Genomic DNA, 19,692 nt, shown 5'->3' with positions numbered 1-19,692 from the left:
GCAACCCCGATTCTGAACCGCGAGGAGCGACCACCGGCAGCGACGAGCGCTTTTGTCGCCAGAAATCGGAGATTTCTGGCTGCTAACCAGAAGCCGAAGGCTTCTGGTGATGATCGAGCTTTTGCCAGGGCCCCTCTGGGGGCCCGCAGCAAAAGGTCGAGTAGAAAGGTCGGTGTACAAACCCCACACAGTCTACCAATCGCTCGTAAACCGTTAAGTGGTCACCGCCGACAGTGAGGGGTATGACCGGGGACTCCGGCGGCATGCTCTCGTGGGACGAGTCGGTGTTCCGCGACGAGTCCGTCTTCGAGGTCGACTACGTCCCCGAGACGTTCAAACATCGTGAGAGCCAACTCGAGAGCCTGAAGTACGCGCTCCGGCCCGCAGTCCGTGGCTCGCGCCCGCTCAACACCGTGATCCGCGGGCCACCGGGAACGGGAAAGACCACCGCGGTCCAGAAGCTGTTCGGCGAACTCGGCGTCGAAGCGCCGAACGTCCGCACCGTCCGCGTCAACTGTCAGGTGGACTCGACGCGCTACGCGGTGTTCTCGCGGCTGTTCCAGAGCGTCTTCGACTACGAACCCCCCTCCTCGGGCGTCTCGTTCAAGAAGCTCTTCGAGCAGGTGAGCGACCGACTCGTCGAGTCCGAGGAGGTACTCATCGTCGCGCTCGACGACGTGAACTACCTCTTCTACGAGAACGAGGCCTCCGACACGCTCTACTCGCTGCTGCGGGCCCACGAGACCCACGCCGGCGCGCGCATCGGCGTCGTCGTCGTCTCCTCGGACCTCTCGCTGTCGGTGATGGAGGAGTTGGACTCGCGGGTCCAGAGCGTGTTCCGCCCCGAGGACATCTACTTCCCGACCTACGACGCCCCCGAAATCGTCGACATCCTGCGCGAGCGGGTCGAACGCGGCTTCCACGAGGGCGTGCTGGGCGCGCCCGAACTCGACCGCGTCGCCGACCTCACCGCCGAGAGCGGCGACCTCCGGGTCGGCATCGACCTCCTGCGCCGGGCCGGCCTCAACGCCGAGATGCGTGGCTCCCGGACCGTCTCCGAGGCGGACATCGAGGAGGCCTACGAGCGCTCGAAGTACGTCCACCTCGCGCGTAGCCTGCGGGAGCTGTCGGATTCCGAGCGCGCGCTGGTCCGCGTGCTCGCCGAACACGGCGGCGAACAGGCCGGCGAGGTGTACGAGGCCTTCCACGAGGAGACCGACTTGGGCTACACCCGCTACTCGGAGATCGTGAAGAAGCTCGAACAGTTGGGCGTGATCGAGACCGAGTACGCCGACGTCGAGGGGCGCGGGCGGTCGCGCTCGCTCGCGCTCGCGTACGAGCCTGACGCGGTCCTCGACCGGCTGGAGTGATGCGGCCCCGTCACGTGGCACTCGAGACGGCCGATCCCGCATCCCTCCGACCGTTCTACGCCGACAGCCTCGGGCTCCCCGTCTGTGACACCGCCGACGGGTTCCTCGTCGCCGTCGGCGCCTCGGCGCTTTCGTTCCGGCGGGCACCGAGCGGCGACGAACCGACCTACCACCTCGCCTTCTCGGTTCCGGGCGGGACCGTCGACGCGGCTGCCGAATGGCTGAGCGCCCGCACCGACCTGCTGGCCGACGACGGCCGGACGCGCTTTCGCTACGAGTTCCTCGACGCGACGGCCCTCTACGCCGCCGATCCCGCGGGGAACGTCCTCGAACTCCTCGCGCGGGACGGCCGGACGGGACCCACCGACCCGTTCGGCCCAGATTCGCTGCTCGACATCGGGGAGGTCGGCATCGTCGTCGAGGACGTGCCGGCGGCCGCGGCGTCGCTATCGGCGGCGTTCGACGTAGCAGGCTCGCCCTCGCCGGGGTTCGCGTACCTCGGCGACGAGGCCGGTGCGTTCGTCCTCGCGGCCCCCGGCCGCTCGTGGTTCCCGACCGACCAGCCAGCGACCGCCGCGCCGCTGACCGTCGTCGCCGAGGGCGGCGAGGGAGCCGTCTCCGTCGACGGCGGTCGGGTCGCCGTCGCCGGGATCGACGGCTGGTCGGGGTGTCGCGGGCGCGCCGACGGGTCTTTTTCCCCCCGAATCGAAGCCCGGGTCATGAAGCAGCGCGGCGGTAGCGACGAGGCGAAACGGCGGGCCGGTGAGTCGGCGGCGGAGATCCCCGAGGACGGCGACGTGGTCGGCCTCGGCACGGGCAGCACGGCGGCCCACGCGATCCGGTCGCTGGGCGAGCGCGTGGACGCCGGCCTCGACGTTCGGGGGATCCCCACCTCGTTCCAGTCCCGCCAGGTGGCCCGCGAGGCGGGTATCCCGCTGACGAGCCTCGACGAGGCCGACCCCGACGTGGCCATCGACGGCGCCGACGAGGTGGCCCCCGACGGGGCACTGATAAAGGGCGGCGGGGCAGCCCACGCCCGCGAAAAGCTGGTCGACAGCGCCGCCGAGCGGTTCGTCGTCGTCGCCGACCCCTCGAAGGAGGCCGATGCGCTCTCACACGCCGTTCCGATCGAGGTGCTCCCCGACGCGCGGGTCCCCGTTGCCGACGCCGTTCGGTCGGCCGGCGGCGACCCGGAACTCCGGGCCGCCGAGCGCAAGGACGGGCCGGTGGTGACCGACAACGGCAACCTCGTGCTCGACTGTGCGTTCGGCGAGATCGACGCCCCGAACGCGCTGGCCCGGACGCTCTCGGTCACGCCCGGCGTCGTCGAACACGGACTGTTCGTCGGGCTGGCGGACGAACTCCACGTCGGCGACGCCGACGGGGTCGAGATCACGCGATACTAGCGTAGAGCGGGCGCTACGGGGTCAGCTACGCAAAAAGCGGGAACGGTAGAAACCGGATTTAAAGGTCGCGCGGCTGGACCGTCTTCCGGTCGTTCTCCTCCGCTCGTCGGGCGGCGTCGTCGAGCAGCTCCTCGACTTCCTCGTCCAGGGCGTCGTAGAAGTCCGAAGCGACGTTCTTCTCATCGAGGTACTCCTTGACGGCGGCCTTGACGATAAGGTTCGACATATGCGTCTCCTGCTACTCGACGCCACTTAATAAGATTTCCCAAATCAACCGAAGGGACCACTCCACGGCCCCGAATCGAGGGGTTTTCCAATCCGGAGCTACCCGGGGTCCCCCTGACACCAGCCGCGCGCACCGGGTGACGACAGTGCCGTTCCGTTCTCCGCCGTATGTTCCGAACGAAACGTATTACCACTCTCGGAACGGTTAGTTTCAGCCTTACCACGGTAAATGTCCGCAAGCCTATTGACCCGTGGGTGGCGTATGCCTCCCTGCCGGTGCCGGTCGAAACCGGCGAACCGATGTCACGTTGTGACCACTGCGGGTCACACGTCTCGGAGCGCTTCGCCCGCGTGTTCGCGGACGAGAACGGTCGGCTCGACGCCTGCCCCTCGTGCGCTGCGAACGCCGGTATCGCGGAAGTCGCACGGGACCGGACCCGTACCGAAACCCACTGACGGGGTATCGCCACACGACCGCTTCGTGTCCGGTGTGGCCCACAGCCACACCGGCCCCGACCCACGTTCTTCAGCCCTTCCCGAAGCCGACCGTGACCGTTTAGGCGTGGCCGCGCCCGCTGGTGGTCGTGCACTACGTCTACGTCCTGTCGTGTGCCGACGACACGCTGTACACCGGCTACACGACTGACGTGGCTCGGCGCGTCGCCGAACACGACGCCGGCGAAGGTGCGAAGTACACCCGCGGCCGCACGCCGGTCGAACTGGTCCACGTCGAGTCCTTCGAGAGCAAGTCCGCCGCCATGTCCCGGGAGTACGCGATCAAACAGCTGTCACGGACACAGAAGGAGCGACTGGTGGCGTCGTCGCCGACGCCGGAGTTGGACTAAGCCTCTTCAACCCACTCGAACTCCCGTGCGGGTCCATCGCCGGCGGCCGCGTCCGCGTCCGTGTCCGCGCCGGCGCTGTCGCTCCTGACCGGCGGTCGGCCCGCGTGGTGCCACCTGTCGACGCCGGCGGGACCGGGACCACCAGTGGGTCGCTCGCTCGCGTCTGCCTCCTCGACCGTCTCCCCGAGTTCGTCGGTCGCACCGGCCGCGACGAGGGCCGAAAGCGCCGCTCGGATCGTCTCGGGGTCGCCCGTCGCGTCGAGACGGTCGTACCGCCGGGCGTAGCCCCGAAGGGTCGTCTCGCTGGCGTTCTCGACGCGCTCAGTCGAGAGTTCCGGGACCGGCGGCAGGTCGTCGTGAGCGGGATCGGCCCCCGACTGGTCGCCGGCGCCGGTCGCGTCCCCGAACGCGTCGAAGGGTCGTTCGCCGCCGACGTACTCGTCGGGGCGGGCAGAGAGGTAGACGCCGACGGCGACGACGCCGCCGACGATGACGCCGATGACCGACGCCACACCGACGGCAGCGCCCCAGTAGGGGGCGTCCGCCATCCCGCGGGCGTCGGCGTCGCGGTACACCCAGTAGCTCACCAGACCGACGCCCACGAGGACGAACAGCAGGAGGCCGAGCTTCCAGCCCCGGGAGACGGTCTGCAGCAGCATGGCCGGCCCAACGACGGCATCCGCCTAAAAAGGGAGACCCGATCGCTCGGGGCTGACGGGGCGAACGTCGCCGGGGCGTCCGCCGCCTACCAGTCCGGTTCGTCGTCGATCCGGATGAACTCCGGGGCGCGCTGGGCGTACGTACCCAGCCGGTAGCCGAGCTTACACGTTCGGGCCCGCAGGTCCTCGTCGACGAACGCGTACTGGGAGTCGGACCCGATCTCGTCGGGGTCCGGTTCGCGGTCCCGGTCGGCGAAGCGGTCCCGAGCGTCCCGCATGCCCACCTGCGTGGGAAGCACCCAGCCGTGGACCCCGCGAACCGTCCGGCGCATGTCGTCGAGCGTGCCCGCGATGGTGCCGCCGCCGGCGGAGACAAGCAGGCCGACGACCGTCTCCTCGTACTCGTCGAACCCGCAGTAGTCGTGGAAGTTCCGCAGGCCGGCGGAGTAGGAGCTGTGGTAGACCGGTGAGCCCAGTAGCACCCCGTCGGCCTCGCGGACCGTTTCGAGCAGCTCCTCGGCGTCGCCGGCGTCCTCGGTCGCGCGGTCGGGGTTGTACAGCGGCAGGTCGGCGGCCGCGAGGTCGAGGAGTTCCGTCTCGACGCCCGCGGTCTCGGCGGCGTCGAGGGCGTAGCGGAGGGCGGCTTTCGTGTAGCTGCCGTCGCGGAGGCTGCCGCTGACGGCGACGACTCGGGTCATGCCGTGAGCGTTCGCCACTCGCAGGCAAAAGGGGGTCGGAACGCGACAGCCCCATTTTTGGGCCCCACCCGCGAACCCACGCCCATGACCGATCCCACCGAGGCCATCCACTTCGGCACCGACGGCTGGCGGGCCACCCTCGATACGTTCACCGACGAGCGCGTCCGCATCGTCGCCCAGGGCGTCGCCGACTACCTGCGCGAGATCGGTGCCGACGCCCCCGTGGTCGTCGGCTACGACGCCCGCGCCTCCTCCCCCGGCTTCGCCGAGAGCGTCGCCGACGTGCTCACGGCCAACGGCTTCGACGCCATCCTCCCCGAGCGGGACTGCCCGACCCCCGTCGCCGTCTGGTCCGTCGTCGACCGGGACTGTGCCGGCGCCGTCGTGCTCTCTGCCTCCCACAACCCCCCGGAGTACAACGGCATCAAGTACTTCCCCGGCGACGGCGCGCCGGCGATGCCGGAGGTCACCGACCGGATCGAGGCGAACCTCGCGGAGCCCACGTCGCTCCCGGAGGGTGAACACGGCGTCGTCGTCCGGGACGACCTCGTCACCCCCCACACAGAGGCCGTGACCGACCTCGTCGCCTCGCTGGGGTTCGCGCCGACCGACGCCGACGGGACCCTCGACCTCTCGGGCGTGACGGTCGCCTACGACGCGATGCACGGCTCTGGCCGGGGCGTGACCGACGCCGCACTCGAAGCCGCGGGCGCCGACGTCGTTCGCCTGCGCTGTGCGGACGACCCCGAGTTCGGCGGCGGCGCCCCCGAGCCCAGCGAGTCGAACCTCCACGCGATGACCGACCGCGTCGTCGCCGGCGACGCCGACATCGGGGTCGCCAACGACGGCGACGCCGACCGGATCGCGGTGGCGACACCGGCGGGCTACCTCGGCGAGAACCGCTTTTTCGCCGCGACCTACGACGCGCTGCTGGAGGGTGACTCGGGGCCGGCCGTCCGGACCGTCTCGACGACGTTCCTGATCGACCGCATCGCCGAGGCCCACGGCGAGCGCGTGATCGAGACCGCGGTCGGCTTCAAGTGGGTCGCCGACGCGATGGGCGAGCACGACGCGCTGATGGGCGGCGAGGAGTCCGGCGGCTTCTCGATCCGCGGGCACGTCCGGGAGAAGGACGGCGTCCTGATGGCGCTGCTCGCCTGCGCCGTCGAAGCCGCCGAACCCTACGACGAGCGCATCGAGCGCATCGAGGCCGAACACGGCGGCATCGTTGCCGACAAGCTCAGCGTCGACTGCCCCGACTCCGAGAAAGCCCGCGTCATCGACGAACTCGAAGACGTGATCCCCGACGACGTGGCCGGCGTGGAAGTCGAGCGTACCGTCACCGTCGACGGCTTCAAACTGCTCTGTGCGGACGGCTCGTGGCTGCTCGTCCGGCCCTCCGGCACCGAGCCCAAGCTCCGGGTCTACGCCGAGGCGTCGACGCAGGCCCGGGTGGAGGCGGTGCTCGACGCCGGCCGCGAGCTCGTCGCGCCGCTGGTCTGAGTCAGTTCTCGGTGGGTCCGCGGGACCGTTCGGTCGCGGACTCCAGTCGCGCCTCGTGGGCGCCGCGGGAGTAGAGGACCGCGAGCACGAGCAGCGTCAACGGGAGCAGGAGGAGGGCAACGACAGCCAGCGGCGGCACGAGGACGAAGAGGGCGAGCGTCCGGAACGAGACGAAGCTATCGCGGGGCATACAGGTCCTGACAGACGGCAGGCACATGAAGCCTTTCAGGTCCGGAGCGGCAGTCAGTCGACGGTTCGGCGGCCCCAGAACCGGCTCCCTTCGCGGTCGATCTCGAACCCAAGATCGGCCCAGAACCCCCTGACGCCGGCGCGGAAGTCGGCGGTGACGGTGCCACCCTCGTCCTCGACGGCGGCCTCGACGAGCGCGGCGCCGATCCCCCGGCCGCGGTACTCCCGGCGGATGGCGACACCCTCGATGTGGCCCTCGCGCATCACCAGCGCGCCGACGACCCAGTCGCCGTCCTCGGCCAGTAGCACTTCGCCGTCCGGGGCGGCGTCCCGGACCGTGGAGCCGTCGACGTCAAGTAGCGCCCCCTGTAGCACTCGCATCGCGTCGACCACGTCGCCGTTGCCGCCGCGCCGGAGTTCGATGCCCTCGGGGAGTTCGACGTGGTCCGGGGTCGCGAGCGGGCGCTGTGGCTTGGGCGGGTGTGTGCGTTCGAGCACCTCCGCACCCTCGTCGGGGTCGGCGTCGGGGCCGGCGTCGGCCGCCGCCGGTTCGGCGTCGTCGGGCGTCGTGTCGTCAGTCCCTTCCCCACCAGCGTCGCCTGCAGCGCTATCCGCTGTGTCCTCGGGGGCGTCCGCGTCGTCGACGGCTCGCTTGCTCTCCGAGCGCGGCGCGACGCGGTCGATCTGTGGGCTCGGTCCGGCGTCCTCGCCGGCGTCGAGAGTCGCCGCGTGGGCGAGCGCGTCGAGGATCTCGTCGACCCGTGGGCGATCGGTTCGGGAGTCCCCACGGTGGGCGAACGTCTCGATGGGGTCCGACCAGCGGAGGTCGAGGACGATGGCGGCGGGCATCCGGCCGATCACGTCGTGGAGCCGGCCCAGCAGGCCGAACCGGGTCGGCTGCTCGAAGTGGTCGCCCAGTTCGGTCTCGGCGTCGGCGATGACCGGGAACGGCAGGTGGTACTGTTTCTGCCACTCGGCGGCGGTCTCGCGGTCCTCGGGAAGCACCGAGAGCACCTCGGCGTTCCGGGCCTCGAACTCGTCGTAGCGTTTCTTCACGCGTCGGACCTGCTGTCGGCACTCGCTGCAGTAGAAATCGCGGTGTAACAGCAACACCGCGAACTCCGCCTCCAGATCGCCGAAGGTGAGCGGGTCGGGGCCGGGCCCGACGTTCGGCAGCACGAACCCGCTGTTCATACTCCGACGAAGAGCCGGGAGTACAAAACGGCGACGCCGGTCAGCCGCCGGCGATCAGCCGCAGGATCCGGACTGAATCGACGGCGACGGGGGCGTCCTCGGGCACCGGGGAGCCGTCGACGAGCACGGTCACCTCGTGGGGGCTGTAGCCGGTCTCGCGGACCACCGCGGCGTAGTCGGCGTCCTCGGGGACCGTGACGACCTGCTCGCCCTCCCCGACGATCTCGACGGTGATCTCCATACGTCGGCGTGGACGGGCCGTGGGTTTGAGGATTCCCTTCGCGGGCGGCGCCGCCGCGGGGCTGCGACCGTGTCCCGGTCCGTTTATGCCCGGCCCGCGCGCGTAATCGGGTATGAGCGAGGCCGACGCCGAGGAGACCGAAAGCACGGGTCGGGAGATCTGGATCGAGAAGTACCGACCCCAGACCCTCGACGACATCCACGGGCAAGAGGAGACCATCGAGCGTGTAAAGAGCTACGTCGAGGGCGGCGAGCTGCCCCACATGCTCTTTACTGGCCCCGCGGGCGTCGGCAAGACGACGACGGCGACAGCCATCGCCCGCGAGATATACGGCGACGACTGGCGCGGGAACTTCCTCGAACTCAACGCCTCCGACGAGCGTGGGATCGACGTGGTCCGGGACCGGATCAAGAACTTCGCGCGCTCGGCCTTTGGCGGCCACGACTACCGGATCATCTTCCTCGACGAGGCCGACTCCCTGACCTCCGACGCCCAGTCGGCGCTCCGCCGGACGATGGAGCAGTTCTCGGACAACACTCGCTTCATCCTCTCGTGTAACTACTCCTCGAAGATCATCGACCCGATTCAGTCCCGGTGTGCGGTGTTCCGCTACTCGCCGCTCTCGGACGACGCCATCGCCGGGCAGGTCCGGGAGATCGCCGACGCCGAGGGGATCGAGGTCACCGAGGAGGGCCTCGACGCCCTGGTCTACGCCGCCAACGGCGACATGCGGCGCGCGATCAACAACCTCCAAGCCGCCGCGACGACCGGCGGCGTCGTCGACGAGGAGGCCGTCTACACCGTCACCGCCACCGCCCGACCCGAGGAGGTCGAGGAGATGGTCGCCGCCGCCGTCGCCGGCGACTTCCCGAAGGCCCGCGCCACCCTCGATACGCTCCTGACCGACGTGGGGATGGCCGGCGGCGACATCATCGACCAACTCCACCGCTCGGCGTGGGAGTTCGACCTCGACGACCGCGCGGTCGTGCGACTGCTCGAACGCCTCGGCGAGGCCGACTACCGCATCGCCGAGGGCGCGAACGAGCAGGTGCAGCTCGAAGCACTGCTGGCGGCGCTGGCGCTGAACGACGACGAGTAGTTGCGTCGCGGCAGCGGACACCGAACACCCACCGCGAGCGATCAACGCGAGCGAGCGGCCTTTTTGCTCGAGCTTTTTCGAGGAGCGGTGCGCCTCCGGCGCACCCGAGGAAGAAAAAGGTCGGGTCCGAAGTGCTTATTCGCCGCGCTCCGGAAGCCGGAGGCATGCAGCCGCTTCACGCCCGCTATCCCTTCTTCGACGATGCCCGCGAAGCCGTCGGGGAGCTGGGCGCGTCCGTGCCCGAACTGGCCGCGTCGGGCGATCCAGCCGTCGAGCGCGGCCGCGAGCGCGTCGAGCGCGCGCTGACGGAGGGGACCACCGCCCCCGAGGACCCGAACCGCTGGAGCGACGAGGCCGAACTGCTCTCCTACCCCGTCGCCCGCGTGCTCGTCTCGCTGCTCGCCGAGGGGAAGGCCGTGGAGAAGTACGCCGCCGCCGAGGCCGCGACGGCCGCGACCCGCTTCGCCGACGACGTGAGCGGGGGCGACGACGGCCTCCGGAGCACGACTGACGCCTCGGTGTCCCTGCCCCGCATCCTGCGTGAGTTCGACCTGGACGGTTCGGTCCGGGAGGAACGCCTCGCCGGCGAGAGCCAGAACCGAAGCGCGGGCGCGACCGACCGCGACTGGTACCGCGTGGCGGTCGAACAGTTCCTCCTCCTCACCGACGACTGGGGCGAGGACTGGCGCCTCGTCAACCGGGAACTCGCCGGCGGGGAGGTCCGGACCCGCCGGGGCGAACTCTACGGCGCCGACGGCGAGGGCCTGCTCGTCGAGGCGGTCGGCCGCCGCGTCTCCGAGGGCCTCCCCTTCGACCTCGGCGACGACCGGCGCGAGGGGCTGGAGGACGCGCTCGCGGAGCCGCTCTCCTCGCTCCGGGACCTCCTCGGCGAGCGCGTCGTCGTCCGCGACATCGACGTGGTGCTGCCCGACCTGTTCCCCGAGTGTATCGACGAACTCCGCCAGCGGGCGGGGACCGAGGAACTGGACGACACCGAGGCGTTCGCGCTGCTCTCCTTCCTCGCAGCGATCGGCCTCGACGCCGAGGAGGCCGTCGCGTTCTGTGCGGACCTCACTCTCGACCCGCGGCAGGTTCGCTACGCGGTCGAGCGACTCGGCGAGAAACGGGGTGCACAGTACCCGACGCCGTCGTGTGAGACCTTGGAAGCGTACGGGATCTGTACGAACCAGAACGGACACCGCGAGCGGTCGGACCACCCGCTGGTGCTGTATCGGGAGCGGGTCCGGGGAACTGACCCGGACGAACGGGTCGACTGGCGCGAACGGGAACTCGCTCAGTCCCGGGACGCGAAGTAGACCCCCAGCGCGCCCATCAAGAGGATGAAGCCGACCAGCGTGCCCAGGAGCGCGAGCCCGCCGGTCGAGGTGAGTGCGCCGTCGACGTTGTACGTCATGCCGACGAAGACGAACGAGACGATGAACAGGACGACGGCGACGATCGAGAGCACGATCTTCCGCCCCATGCCCTCCTCGATTTCCATACAGCGACTGGCCGGGGAGTACCCTAAAACACTTCGATGCGGCTCACGCGAGGGCGTCGGCCGCTTCCTCGACGCTCAGCGTGCCGTCGGCGACCGCTTGGAGTAGCTGTCGAACCGCCTCGTCGGCGTCGTCGTCGCCGCCGGTGTCGGGGTTGGCGTGGCCCCGCTCGGTCGCCTCCTCGAGGGTCACCTTCTCGGTGTCGCCGGCCAACTCCGCGAGGTCGGTCCCGTCCGCGAGTGCGGTCTCCTTTTTCACGCGGTAGTTGCCGCCGTCGGTCGTGTAGCAGTCCCCGGGGTGGAAGAAGTACCAGTCCTCGCGGTCGAATCGGACGCCGATGCGGGGTTTGGCGCCGAAGTTCTGGGCGAAGTAGACGAGCGCCTCGACCTCCTCGCCGGTGAGGTAGATGGGGTCGCCCGCGGAGGACTTCGCCTCGATGGCGTAGAAGTCGTCGCCGTTGCCCGCGAGCACGTCGGGGAGTTCCCGCTGGGTCGCGCCGCCGCTCGCCGGCGCACGCATGACGGCGAAGCCGGCGTCGTCGAGCCTGTTGACCAGCTCGCGTTCCCGACGGTCGCCTTTCCGGTTCGTCGGCATGGCCCGAACTGGGCGACCGGCGGGGAAAAGGGGGTCGGTGTCGGGGTTACCTGTCCCCGGAGAGTCGCCGGACGAGCGCGAGCCCTGCCGCGCCGACGACGGTGCCGGCGCCGAAGGGCGCGGCCCCGGACGGCACCTCGGGGAGCGTCGGGACGCCGAAGCCGCCGGTCGCCGCGGGGCCGCCGAGCCGTGCGAACCACGGCTTGGAGCCGTCCGCAGCATCGACGCTGCCGGCGAGCAGCAGACTGCCGTCGGGCACCGACCGGGCGGCGAACGCTCCCGTGCCGGCGTCGGCGCGGTACTCCCAGCGCTCCTCGCCCTCGGGACCGACGGCGAGCACCCACGCCGAGCGAGCACCCCCGTTCACGTCGCCGATGGCCCCGGCGAGCGCGTAGCCGCCGTCGATGGCGGCGATATCGCGGTGCCAGTTCCACACGTTCCGAGAGTAGGTTCGGTCCCACCGCAGGTCGCCCGCGGCGTCGAGCGAGAGCAGCCAGCCGTCGCCGTCGTCGGCGCCGAACCCTCTGCGTCCGACGATCACCGCGCCGCCGTCGGGCGCCGGGGTTGCTGCTTCCAGCCGGCTCCCGCCGTCGGTGTCGGCGGTCCAGCGCCAGCGACGGGTCCCGGCCGCGTCCAGACTGACCGCCCACGGCGTCTCGGGGTCGCCGACGGAGCCAACGAGCACCACGCCGTCGTCGGTGGCAACGGCGTCGCCCAGCGCCACGAGGTCACCGTCCCCGCGCCACGACCAACGGACCGTGCCCGCGTCGTCGATGGCTGTCGCCCACGGCCGTACGCCTGATCCGGTGTCGACGGCGCCCGCGAGGACGTAGCCGTCTTCGGCGGCGGTGGCCGCGGTGGCGATACCGTCAGTCTCGGTCGGCTGGTACGTTCGGGCCCACCGCACTTCGGGTCCGCCCTCGCCGTCGACGCCGACCCGAGCGGCGTACGGGTTTCGGTGGCTGGCGTCGTTGCCGCCGACGTTCGTTCGGCCGACGGCGAGCAGACCGTCCTGGGCGGGGACCGCGGTGACCAGTCGAGTGCCCGTCTCACCGAGGGTCCGGTCGCTCCGGAGGCCCCCCTCCGGACCGGCGCGGCCGATCCACCCCCGAGCGGCGGCGTCGGCGCTGCCCGTGCCGACTGTGCCGACGAGCGCGTAGCCGTCGTCGAAGGGGACGAGGTCACCGAGCGTCGCCGATCCGGCGGCGTCGTAGCGGTGTGACCACGCGAGTCCGGGGGCCGTCGCCGTCCCGGTCTGGGTTGCCGCTGCTGATTGGGTCGCTGCGGCGGGGGACGCGAGCGCGACTGCGCCGACCCCACGGAGGAACGCGCGTCTATTGGAGGGCATCGCTCGGAGTTGTGTGGCCGCGCGAAAAAGGCTTACCCGCCGAGCAGGTCCGTACTCCCCGATCAGGTCCCGTGCTGCCACGAGGACATGTACTCGATCTGCTCGTCGGTGAGGCCGTCGTACTCGACGCCGTCGGCGGCGAGTTTGATCTCCGCGACCTCCTTGTCGAGTTCGTCGGGGACGTCGTGGACACCCGCGTCGTAGGCGTCGCCGTTCTCGACCAACTCCCGGACACAGACCGCCTGCACGCCGAAGGACTGGTCCATCACTTCGACGGGGTGGCCCAGTCCGACGGGGGCCGCGAGGTTGACGAGGCGGCCCTCGGCGAGGACGTTCAGTCGGCGACCGTCGTCCATCTCGAACGCTTCGACGCCGTCGCGGGCCTCGTAGCGGTCGACCGCGAGGTCGTCGAGGTCGTCGAGGTTGATCTCCACGTCGAAGTGGCCGGCGTTGGCGAGGACCGCACCGTCGCCCATGTCCTCGAAGTGCTCGCGGGTGATCACGTCGCGGTTGCCGGTGGTCGTGATGAACACGTCGCCCTCGGCGGCGGCCTCGGCCATCGGGAGCACGTCGTAGCCCTCCATGTGGGCTTCGAGCGCCTTGCGGGGTTCGACCTCACAGACGACGACGTTGGCGTTCTGGCCGGCGGCCTTCGAGGCGACTCCCTTCCCACAGTAGCCGTAGCCGGCGACGACGACGGTCTTGCCGGCCCACGAGAGGTTCGTGGTCATGGCGATGGCGGAGAGCGCCGACTCGCCCGTGCCGTGGACGTTGTCGAACAGGCGCTTCATCGGCGTGTCGTTCACCGCGAACATCGGGTACTGCAGTTCGCCGTCCTCGTCCATCGCGCGCAGTCGGTGGACGCCGGTGGTCGTCTCCTCGGCGCCGCCGACGATGGAGTCGATCAGTTCGGGGTGTTCCTGGTGGATGCGGAACACCATGTCGGCGCCGTCGTCGACGGTGATCGTCGGCTCGTGGTCGATGACGGACTCGATGGCGGCGTAGTAGTCATCGTCGTCGACGCCGCGGACGGCGTAGGAGGTGACGTTGTCGACGGCGTCCAGCGCGACGGACACGTCGTCGTGCGTCGAGAGCGGGTTGCAGCCGGTGACCGCGACCTCGGCACCGCCGATGGCGAGCGTCTCGACGAGGATGGCCGTCTTGGCCTCGACGTGCATCGCCATCCCGATCGTCTCGCCGTCGAACGGTTTCTCGTCGGCGAACTCCTCGCGGAGCGACTGGCAGATGGGCATGTGCTGGAGCGCCCAGTCCATCTTCCGGCGGCCCTCCTCGCGGAGGCTATCGGCGTCCTCGAAGTGCGCGGTGACGCGCTCGTAGGAACTCATGAGTGTGGGTTCCGAGAGCGGGCGCAAAACGGTGTCGAACGGCAGCGCGGCAACGGCCAGCCGCGCCGGTCCGAAGGTACAGGTAGCAACTGTCAGCCGCGCCGTATCCGGGTAGTAACCGGCCAATAACTGAGAGGCCAACACGGCAAGTGAAACGAGATGACGACGACAGCAGAGAACAAACGCACCGCCCGCCGGGTTTTAGAGGAAGTCATCGGCCAGGAGGACCTCGACGCCGTCGACGATATCTACACCGAGGACGCCGTGGAGCACACGCCGATGGGGGACATCAGCGGCCACGAGGGGATCAGGGAGAGCTTCAGACGGAACCGCGACGCCTTCTCGGACTACACGGTGACCGTCGAGGAGATGATCGCGGAGGGCGACACCGTCGCCGTCCGGCTGACGGAACGCGGAACCCACGACGGCGCGATGATGGGAATCGACCCCACCGGAAAGGAGTTCGAACACCAGACAATGGCCTTCATGCGCTTCGAGGACGGTCGTGTCGCCGAGTGGTGGGTACTGCCGGACAGCCTCGGGCTTATGCAGCAGTTGGGCGTCGTTGAGCACCCCGGCGAGTGACGCACGGGTAATCGCGGGGCAGGCCCTCGACTCACGCCGCCCCGGTGTCGACCGGCCGCAGGAACACCATCGCCAGCCCCGCCAGCACGGCCAGCGCCGCGCCGATCACGAACGAGGTCGACCAGCCGATGGCGATCACCAGCCCGCTCGCCACCGTGCCGCCCAGCACGCCGCCGAACAGCTTCCCGGTGTAGAGCGCCGCGTAGTTCTCAGAGGAGTACGCCCGGCCGTAGTAGTCGGCGACGAGGTTGGGGAACACCGCGAAGACGGGCGCGCGGAACAGCGCGGCAGCACCCACCAGCGCGACGAATCCGGCACCGAAGCCGGCCTCCCCGGCGGCGACGGCGCCCGCGAGCGCCACGCCACAGAGCACGAGCGAGACCGCGACCGTGCGTCGGCGACCGAACCGGTCGGAGAGGCTCCCACCGACGACCGTCCCGCCGGCCTCCGAGAGCGCGACCGCCGATGCCGCCGCGGTGCCGGCCGCCGCGGGCAGCGAGAGCGCCGACGCGTACGAGACGATCTTGCCGATGACCATCAGCCCGACGCCGTTGACGGCGACGAACACGAGGTAGAGCAGCCAGAACTGCCACGTGCGGACCACGCCGCGCCAGCCGACGGCGTGCTCCTCCGTGGCGTCGACGGCCGGGCTCTCACCGTCGCCGGTGGTCGATTCGGCGGGGTCCCGGAGCACGGCCGCGGCCACGAGTGCGACGCCGCCGATCGCCGCCGCAACCACCAGCAGTGTCCGCTCGAAGTCGGCAGCCACGCCGCTCCGGAGCCCCGGGATCAGCAAGAAGCTAAGCCCGGGGAAGGACATCCCGACGATGCCGGTGGCGAGCCCCCGGCGGTCGGTGAACCACTTGACGGGCGTGTTGACCGCGACGGTGTATATCGCGCTGACGCCGACGCCGCCGAGCGCGTAGCCGAGGTAGGCTGCCGGGAGCGACCGTGCGACGGCGAGCGCCGCGAACCCGCCGGTGAGACAGAGCGCCCCCGCCAGCAGCGGAAGCCGCGGGCCGTAGCGGTCGCGCACCCAGCCCGCGGGGAACTGCCCGAGCGTCTGGAAGACGACGAACAGCGTGAACACGGTGCCGAGTGCCGACTCCGGCGCGCCCAGTCGCTCCCCGAGCGGGAGGCGGATCGACGACCAGCCGAACTGGTAGATGCCCGCCGCGCCCATCGCGAGGGCGGCGACGACGACCAACTCCCAGCCCGAGAACCGGAGTTCGCGGCGGTCGATGCGGTCCATCGGCCCGTCAGGCCACCCGGTCGATCAGGTCGGCGGCCTGTTCCTCGGCACGCTCGGTCACGGCCGCCTCGTCCAGCGTCAGGATCTCGCGGTCCTCCATGAGCACATCGCCGTCACAGACCGTGTGGCGCACGTCGCTCCCCGAGGCGGCGTAGGCGAGGTGGCTCACCAGGTCGTGGCCCGGCGTCAGGTGAGCGGCGTCGAGGTCGACAACCGCGAGGTCGGCCTTCGCGCCCACCTCGATCCGGCCGGCGTCGAAGCCCAGCGCGGCCGCCGAGCCCTCGGTGGCCATGCGGACCGCCGCGCTCGCCGGGACCGCGGCGGCGTCGTCGGCGCCGAGTTTGCCCAGCATCGCGGCGTCGCGAATCTCGTCGAACATGTCGAGGTCGTTGTTCGAGGCGGCGCCGTCGGTGCCGAGGCCGACCGAAACACCGGCATCGAGCATCGCTTGGACGGGCGCGATTCCGGACGCCAGCTTCGCGTTCGAGGCCGGGCAGTGGATCGCCGCGGCGTCGCTGTCGGCGAGGCGTTCGATCTCGTCGTCGTCGACGTGCACACAGTGGGCGAGGAAGTCGCCGTCCGCCAGCAGGCCCACGTCCTCGGCGTACTCCATGGGTCGGACGCCCCGCTCGGCGACGATGGGGTCGACCTCGTCTTCGGTCTCGTTGGCGTGGATGTGGACCGGCACGTCTGCCTCGCGGGCGCGCTCGACGGCCTCGCGCAGCAGCGCCTCGTTCACGGTCGTCAGCGAGTGGGGCATCACGGCAGTCGAGATGCGGTCGCCGCCGACCTTGTCGTACTGCGCGGCGAAGTTGACGCTCGTCTCCATGTCCGCACGGGCGTCGGCCTCGGGCTTGCCGACGGAGACGAAGCCGTGGCCGAGCAACGCACGCAGGCCGGACTCGTCGACGACGCCGGCGACGTGTGGCTCCTCGAAGTACATGTCCGCGAAGCCGGTCGTGCCCGAGCGGATCATCTCCACCGCCGCCAGTTCGGTGCCGACGCGGATGTCCTCGGCGGTGAGTTCGCCCTCGGCGGGCCAGATGTCCTCCTGCAGCCACGCCTCGAGGGGCTTGTCGTCGGCGTAGCCCCGCAGGAGGGTCATCGCGGCGTGGCCGTGGGCGTTGATCAGGCCGGGGATGACGAGGCCGCCCTCGGCGTCGAGGGTCTCGTCGGCGTCATCGGACTGCGTCCGATTGGCAGACGAGCTTCGCTCGTCAGCGTCCTCGGCGTCGACAGCGCCGATCTCCTCGATCGTCCCGCTCGCTTGGTCGATCAGCAGGTCGGACTCGGTGATCGAGTGGTCGGGGTGAAGCACGCGGCCGTTCACGACGTGGAGCGTAGTCATGGGCGGGACTGCTCACCCCGTCGGCGTTAAGCCGTCGTTCCCGGATGAGCCGAGGTGGGGCGGCGCGCCCCAGAACTACCCCGGCGCCGAACTGATCAGCGCGACGAGGCTGAACAGCACCGCGCCGAGGATCACGCTCACCACGAAGTGGATCAACACGACGCCCGCGAGCAGCCGACGATCGAGGTCGTGGAGGTAGCGGAAGGCGGCGGCGTCGACGGCGAGCGCGGCCGCCAGCGCGAGGAACGGCGGGAACTCGAAGGTGGCGGCGAGAAAGGCGATCGCTGCCAACGGCGGGCCGACGAGTGCGTGCCGGCGCAGCGACACGTCGCCCAGCAGGTTGCGTGCGGCGAGGAACGCCGTAAAGGAGAGGAAGACGGCGAACAGCGCGTAGGTGGCGAGCACCGACACCGTCGCCGACTGGAGGGGTGTCGCGGGCGCGGCGGAAACGGCGGCCAAGGAGAGTGCGAGCATCCGCGAGTCAGTCGAGCAGGCCCAACTCCGAGAGGCGCTCAGCGATCACGTCGACGGCGGCCTCGGCGTCGGCGGGCTCCTTGCCGCCGGTGATCACCAGCTTCCCGGAGCCGAACAGGAGCGCGACCACGTCGGGCTCGTCGAGTCGGTAGACCAGTCCCGGGAACTGCTCGGGCTCGTACTCGATGCTCTCCAGCCCGAGCCCGATGGCGATGGCGTTGAGGTTCAGACTCTGGCCGAGGTCGGCGCTGGTGACGATGTTCTGGACCGTGATCTCCGGGTCGTCAGCGATGGGGATGCTCAGGTCCCGGAGCTTCTCGAAGACGATGTGGAGGCTCTCGTGAACGTCGTCGGTGGACTTCGCGCCGGTACAGACGATCTTCCCCGAGCGGAAGATCAGCGCGGCGGATTTGGGCTCCTCGGTGCGGTAGACCAGCCCCGGGAACTGCTCAGGGTCGTAGTCGGCGCCCTCGAGGTCCATCGCGACGCTCTGCAGGTCGAGTTCCTGTCCGATGCCCGTCGAGGCAACGACGTTCTCGATGCTGATCGTCTCCTTGGGATCGGTCATCGACTTAAGGGTTGACTGTGAGGTTTAAATAGGTTGGTGGGTCCGGCAGGCGCGAACCGATGGCCGGAGCGGCGTCGACGGGGCACCCGAACGGCGCCGATAGGGTGGCCGACGAGGGTGCCGCTGGGGCGGCCCGAGACGGAACGCCAGCCTCTTTCCGACACCCCGCGCACCCTCGGGCGTGTACTGTCTCGAACTGGCCGGCGAAGACGACGCCTTCGCGGCTCGGGAGGCCGAGGCCGCGGCGGCGGGCGTCGACGTCCTCGCGCCGGGGCTCGCACTCGCGGGCCACGTCGACCGCGAGCGCGTCCGTGGGCTGGCGTACACCCACGCCGCCGACGAACTGCTCGCCCGGACCGAGGCGGGCGTCGACGCCGCCGAGATCGCCCTCGAAGCCGCCGGCCCGTTCGACCGCGAGGGGACTGTCGCCGTCCGGGCCCGCGACGTTCGCGGGCTGACGGGCGTGAGCACGACCGAGGCCGAGCGCCGGCTTGGCGGCGTGCTCGTCGACGCCGGCTACGAGGTCGATCTGGACGACCCCGACCACGAACTCCGGGCGCTGTTCTCCTCGGCCGACGGACTGGCCGACCCGGACGGCTCGGAGGGCGCCGACGCCCCCGGGCGGATCCCCGCGAGCGACGGCGTCTGCGTCCTCGGCTGGCTGGACACCGAATCCGACCGGAGCTTCACCGAGCGCCGGCCCACCGATCGACCGTTCTTCCAACCCGGCAGCATGGCGCCGATGGACGCCCGCGCGCTGGTCAACATCGCCGGCGCGGCGCCCGGCCGGCGAATCCTCGACCCGATGTGTGGCACCGGCGGCACGCTGATCGAGGCGGGCCTGCTCGGCGCCGACCTCGTGGGCACCGACGCGCAGTGGAAGATGGTCCGCGGAACCAAGGAAAACCTCGACGCGCTCGTGGCGGGGGTCGATACAGCCGTCGCCCGCGCCGACGCGACCCGGCTGCCGCTCCGCGACGGTGCCGTCGACGGCGTCGTCTTCGACGCCCCCTACGGCCGGCAGTCGAAGATCGCCACCCATCGACTGGAGGACTTAGTCGAAGGTGCCTTGGAGGAAGTCGCTCGCGTCAGCGGCGACGACGCGGTCTGTGTGCTGATGGCCGACCGGGGCTGGGAGTCGGCCATCGCGCCGACCGACTGGCACCTCACCGACCGCTTCGAACGGCCGGTCCACCGGTCGCTCACACGCTACGTGCACGTGCTGGAAAAGTCGCGCTGAGTCGGTAAC

23 protein-coding genes and 1 pseudogene are annotated in these 19,692 nt (G+C 70.4%); 10 read left to right on the top strand and 14 right to left on the bottom strand.

The genetic code is table 11. The features are described 5' to 3' along the window. The first annotated feature begins 242 nt into the window (after positions 1–242). From NO998_RS00520 to rpiA, 3 genes and pseudogenes are all read left to right on the top strand, one after another. Complete coding sequence (locus NO998_RS00520; protein WP_267645031.1) at positions 243–1,370, top strand: ORC1-type DNA replication protein; 1,128 nt, start codon at positions 243–245, stop codon at positions 1,368–1,370. Continuing rightward, positions 1,370–1,693: pseudogene (locus tag NO998_RS15835) on the top strand (VOC family protein); the annotation flags it as partial. The gene NO998_RS00520 and the pseudogene NO998_RS15835, both read left to right, overlap by 1 nt. A 396-nt stretch (positions 1,694–2,089) precedes the next feature. Next, a complete protein-coding gene (rpiA, locus tag NO998_RS00515) occupies positions 2,090–2,776 on the top strand; it encodes a ribose-5-phosphate isomerase RpiA (protein ID WP_267647173.1) in 687 nt (228 codons plus the stop codon). Positions 2,777–2,834: 58 nt separating this feature from the next. Here the strand turns inward: rpiA and NO998_RS00510 are convergent, their stop codons facing one another. Further along, on the bottom strand, positions 2,835–3,002 hold the full coding sequence (locus NO998_RS00510) for a DUF1931 family protein (protein ID WP_053946871.1): 168 nt from the start codon (positions 3,000–3,002) through the stop codon (positions 2,835–2,837). 299 nt (positions 3,003–3,301) lie between these two features. Between NO998_RS00510 and NO998_RS15830 the strand changes: the two genes are divergently transcribed. Both NO998_RS15830 and NO998_RS00505 read left to right on the top strand, forming a co-directional pair. Continuing rightward, complete coding sequence (locus NO998_RS15830; protein WP_425601454.1) at positions 3,302–3,457, top strand: DUF7563 family protein; 156 nt, start codon at positions 3,302–3,304, stop codon at positions 3,455–3,457. Between the two features lie 128 nt (positions 3,458–3,585). Continuing rightward, a complete protein-coding gene (locus tag NO998_RS00505; protein WP_379822547.1) occupies positions 3,586–3,846 on the top strand; it encodes a GIY-YIG nuclease family protein in 261 nt (86 codons plus the stop codon). On the opposite strand, the gene NO998_RS00500 is transcribed toward NO998_RS00505, so the two are convergent. Continuing rightward, positions 3,843–4,505 carry a hypothetical protein gene (locus NO998_RS00500; RefSeq protein ID WP_267645029.1) on the bottom strand — a complete coding sequence of 221 codons (663 nt, stop codon included), beginning with the start codon at positions 4,503–4,505 and terminating at the stop codon, positions 3,843–3,845. The genes NO998_RS00505 and NO998_RS00500 overlap by 4 nt on opposite strands. 86 nt (positions 4,506–4,591) lie before the next feature. Further along, the gene (locus NO998_RS00495) at positions 4,592–5,203 is read right to left on the bottom strand and encodes an NADPH-dependent FMN reductase (RefSeq protein WP_267645028.1); all 612 of its coding nucleotides are present in this window, start codon (positions 5,201–5,203) and stop codon (positions 4,592–4,594) included. 84 nt (positions 5,204–5,287) lie between these two features. On the opposite strand from NO998_RS00495, the gene NO998_RS00490 reads away from it, so the two are divergent. After that, entirely contained in the window at positions 5,288–6,706 is a 1,419-nt protein-coding gene (locus tag NO998_RS00490; RefSeq protein WP_267645027.1) for a phosphoglucomutase/phosphomannomutase family protein, read from the top strand. A 1-nt stretch (position 6,707) separates the two neighbouring features. Here NO998_RS00490 and NO998_RS00485 read toward each other — a convergent pair whose 3' ends face one another. Genes NO998_RS00485 through samp2 form a run of 3 tightly spaced genes read right to left on the bottom strand, consistent with a single transcriptional unit; the run spans position 6,708 to position 8,330 of the window. Continuing rightward, positions 6,708–6,896, bottom strand: a complete 189-nt coding sequence (locus NO998_RS00485) for a hypothetical protein (RefSeq protein WP_267645026.1) — start codon at positions 6,894–6,896, stop codon at positions 6,708–6,710. Between the two features lie 53 nt (positions 6,897–6,949). After that, positions 6,950–8,089: a GNAT family N-acetyltransferase gene (locus NO998_RS00480; protein ID WP_267645025.1), complete on the bottom strand. Its 1,140-nt coding sequence runs from the start codon at positions 8,087–8,089 to the stop codon at positions 6,950–6,952. Positions 8,090–8,129: 40 nt separating this feature from the next. Next, positions 8,130–8,330 (bottom strand): ubiquitin-like small modifier protein SAMP2, encoded by a 201-nt coding sequence (gene samp2, locus NO998_RS00475; RefSeq protein WP_267645024.1) that lies wholly within the window; start codon positions 8,328–8,330, stop codon positions 8,130–8,132. Positions 8,331–8,442: 112 nt separating this feature from the next. On the opposite strand from samp2, the gene NO998_RS00470 reads away from it, so the two are divergent. Both NO998_RS00470 and NO998_RS00465 read left to right on the top strand, forming a co-directional pair. Next, on the top strand, positions 8,443–9,429 hold the full coding sequence (locus NO998_RS00470) for a replication factor C small subunit (RefSeq protein WP_267645023.1): 987 nt from the start codon (positions 8,443–8,445) through the stop codon (positions 9,427–9,429). Between the two features lie 164 nt (positions 9,430–9,593). Further along, positions 9,594–10,745 carry a DNA primase gene (locus NO998_RS00465; protein WP_267645022.1) on the top strand — a complete coding sequence of 384 codons (1,152 nt, stop codon included), beginning with the start codon at positions 9,594–9,596 and terminating at the stop codon, positions 10,743–10,745. On the opposite strand, the gene NO998_RS00460 is transcribed toward NO998_RS00465, so the two are convergent. The 4 genes from NO998_RS00460 to NO998_RS00445 all read right to left on the bottom strand — a co-directional run bounded on the left by NO998_RS00460 (position 10,724) and on the right by NO998_RS00445 (position 14,216). Beyond that, complete coding sequence (locus NO998_RS00460) at positions 10,724–10,930, bottom strand: DUF7472 family protein (RefSeq protein ID WP_267645021.1); 207 nt, start codon at positions 10,928–10,930, stop codon at positions 10,724–10,726. The genes NO998_RS00465 and NO998_RS00460 overlap by 22 nt on opposite strands. A gap of 43 nt (positions 10,931–10,973) precedes the next feature. Further along, a complete protein-coding gene (gene hjc, locus NO998_RS00455) occupies positions 10,974–11,522 on the bottom strand; it encodes a Holliday junction resolvase Hjc (RefSeq protein WP_267645020.1) in 549 nt (182 codons plus the stop codon). Between the two features lie 46 nt (positions 11,523–11,568). After that, positions 11,569–12,870 carry a hypothetical protein gene (locus NO998_RS00450; RefSeq protein ID WP_267645019.1) on the bottom strand — a complete coding sequence of 434 codons (1,302 nt, stop codon included), beginning with the start codon at positions 12,868–12,870 and terminating at the stop codon, positions 11,569–11,571. 62 nt (positions 12,871–12,932) lie between these two features. Then, positions 12,933–14,216 carry an adenosylhomocysteinase gene (locus tag NO998_RS00445; protein ID WP_267645018.1) on the bottom strand — a complete coding sequence of 428 codons (1,284 nt, stop codon included), beginning with the start codon at positions 14,214–14,216 and terminating at the stop codon, positions 12,933–12,935. 159 nt (positions 14,217–14,375) lie between these two features. Between NO998_RS00445 and NO998_RS00440 the strand changes: the two genes are divergently transcribed. After that, complete coding sequence (locus NO998_RS00440) at positions 14,376–14,801, top strand: ester cyclase (RefSeq protein ID WP_267645017.1); 426 nt, start codon at positions 14,376–14,378, stop codon at positions 14,799–14,801. A gap of 31 nt (positions 14,802–14,832) precedes the next feature. Here the strand turns inward: NO998_RS00440 and NO998_RS00435 are convergent, their stop codons facing one another. From NO998_RS00435 to NO998_RS00420, 4 genes are all read right to left on the bottom strand, one after another. Further along, positions 14,833–16,053 (bottom strand): MFS transporter, encoded by a 1,221-nt coding sequence (locus tag NO998_RS00435; protein WP_267645016.1) that lies wholly within the window; start codon positions 16,051–16,053, stop codon positions 14,833–14,835. A gap of 7 nt (positions 16,054–16,060) precedes the next feature. Continuing rightward, on the bottom strand, positions 16,061–17,401 hold the full coding sequence (locus NO998_RS00430) for an amidohydrolase (RefSeq protein WP_267645015.1): 1,341 nt from the start codon (positions 17,399–17,401) through the stop codon (positions 16,061–16,063). A gap of 75 nt (positions 17,402–17,476) precedes the next feature. Further along, positions 17,477–17,875, bottom strand: coding sequence for a DUF7473 family protein (locus NO998_RS00425; RefSeq protein ID WP_267645014.1), 399 nt, complete (start codon positions 17,873–17,875; stop codon positions 17,477–17,479). A 7-nt stretch (positions 17,876–17,882) separates the two neighbouring features. Beyond that, a complete protein-coding gene (locus NO998_RS00420) occupies positions 17,883–18,443 on the bottom strand; it encodes a TATA-box-binding protein (protein WP_267645013.1) in 561 nt (186 codons plus the stop codon). A 181-nt stretch (positions 18,444–18,624) separates the two neighbouring features. Here NO998_RS00420 and NO998_RS00415 point away from each other — a divergent pair, with 181 nt between their 5' ends. Further along, positions 18,625–19,683, top strand: coding sequence for a methyltransferase domain-containing protein (locus NO998_RS00415; protein WP_267645012.1), 1,059 nt, complete (start codon positions 18,625–18,627; stop codon positions 19,681–19,683). Positions 19,684–19,692 lie beyond the last annotated feature (9 nt).

It is taken from the genome of Halolamina litorea (assembly GCF_026616205.1).
Lineage (GTDB): Archaea > Halobacteriota > Halobacteria > Halobacteriales > Haloferacaceae > Halolamina > Halolamina litorea.
The sequence above is the reverse complement of the archived record's forward strand: the minus strand, read 5'-3'. Positions and strand labels throughout refer to the sequence as shown.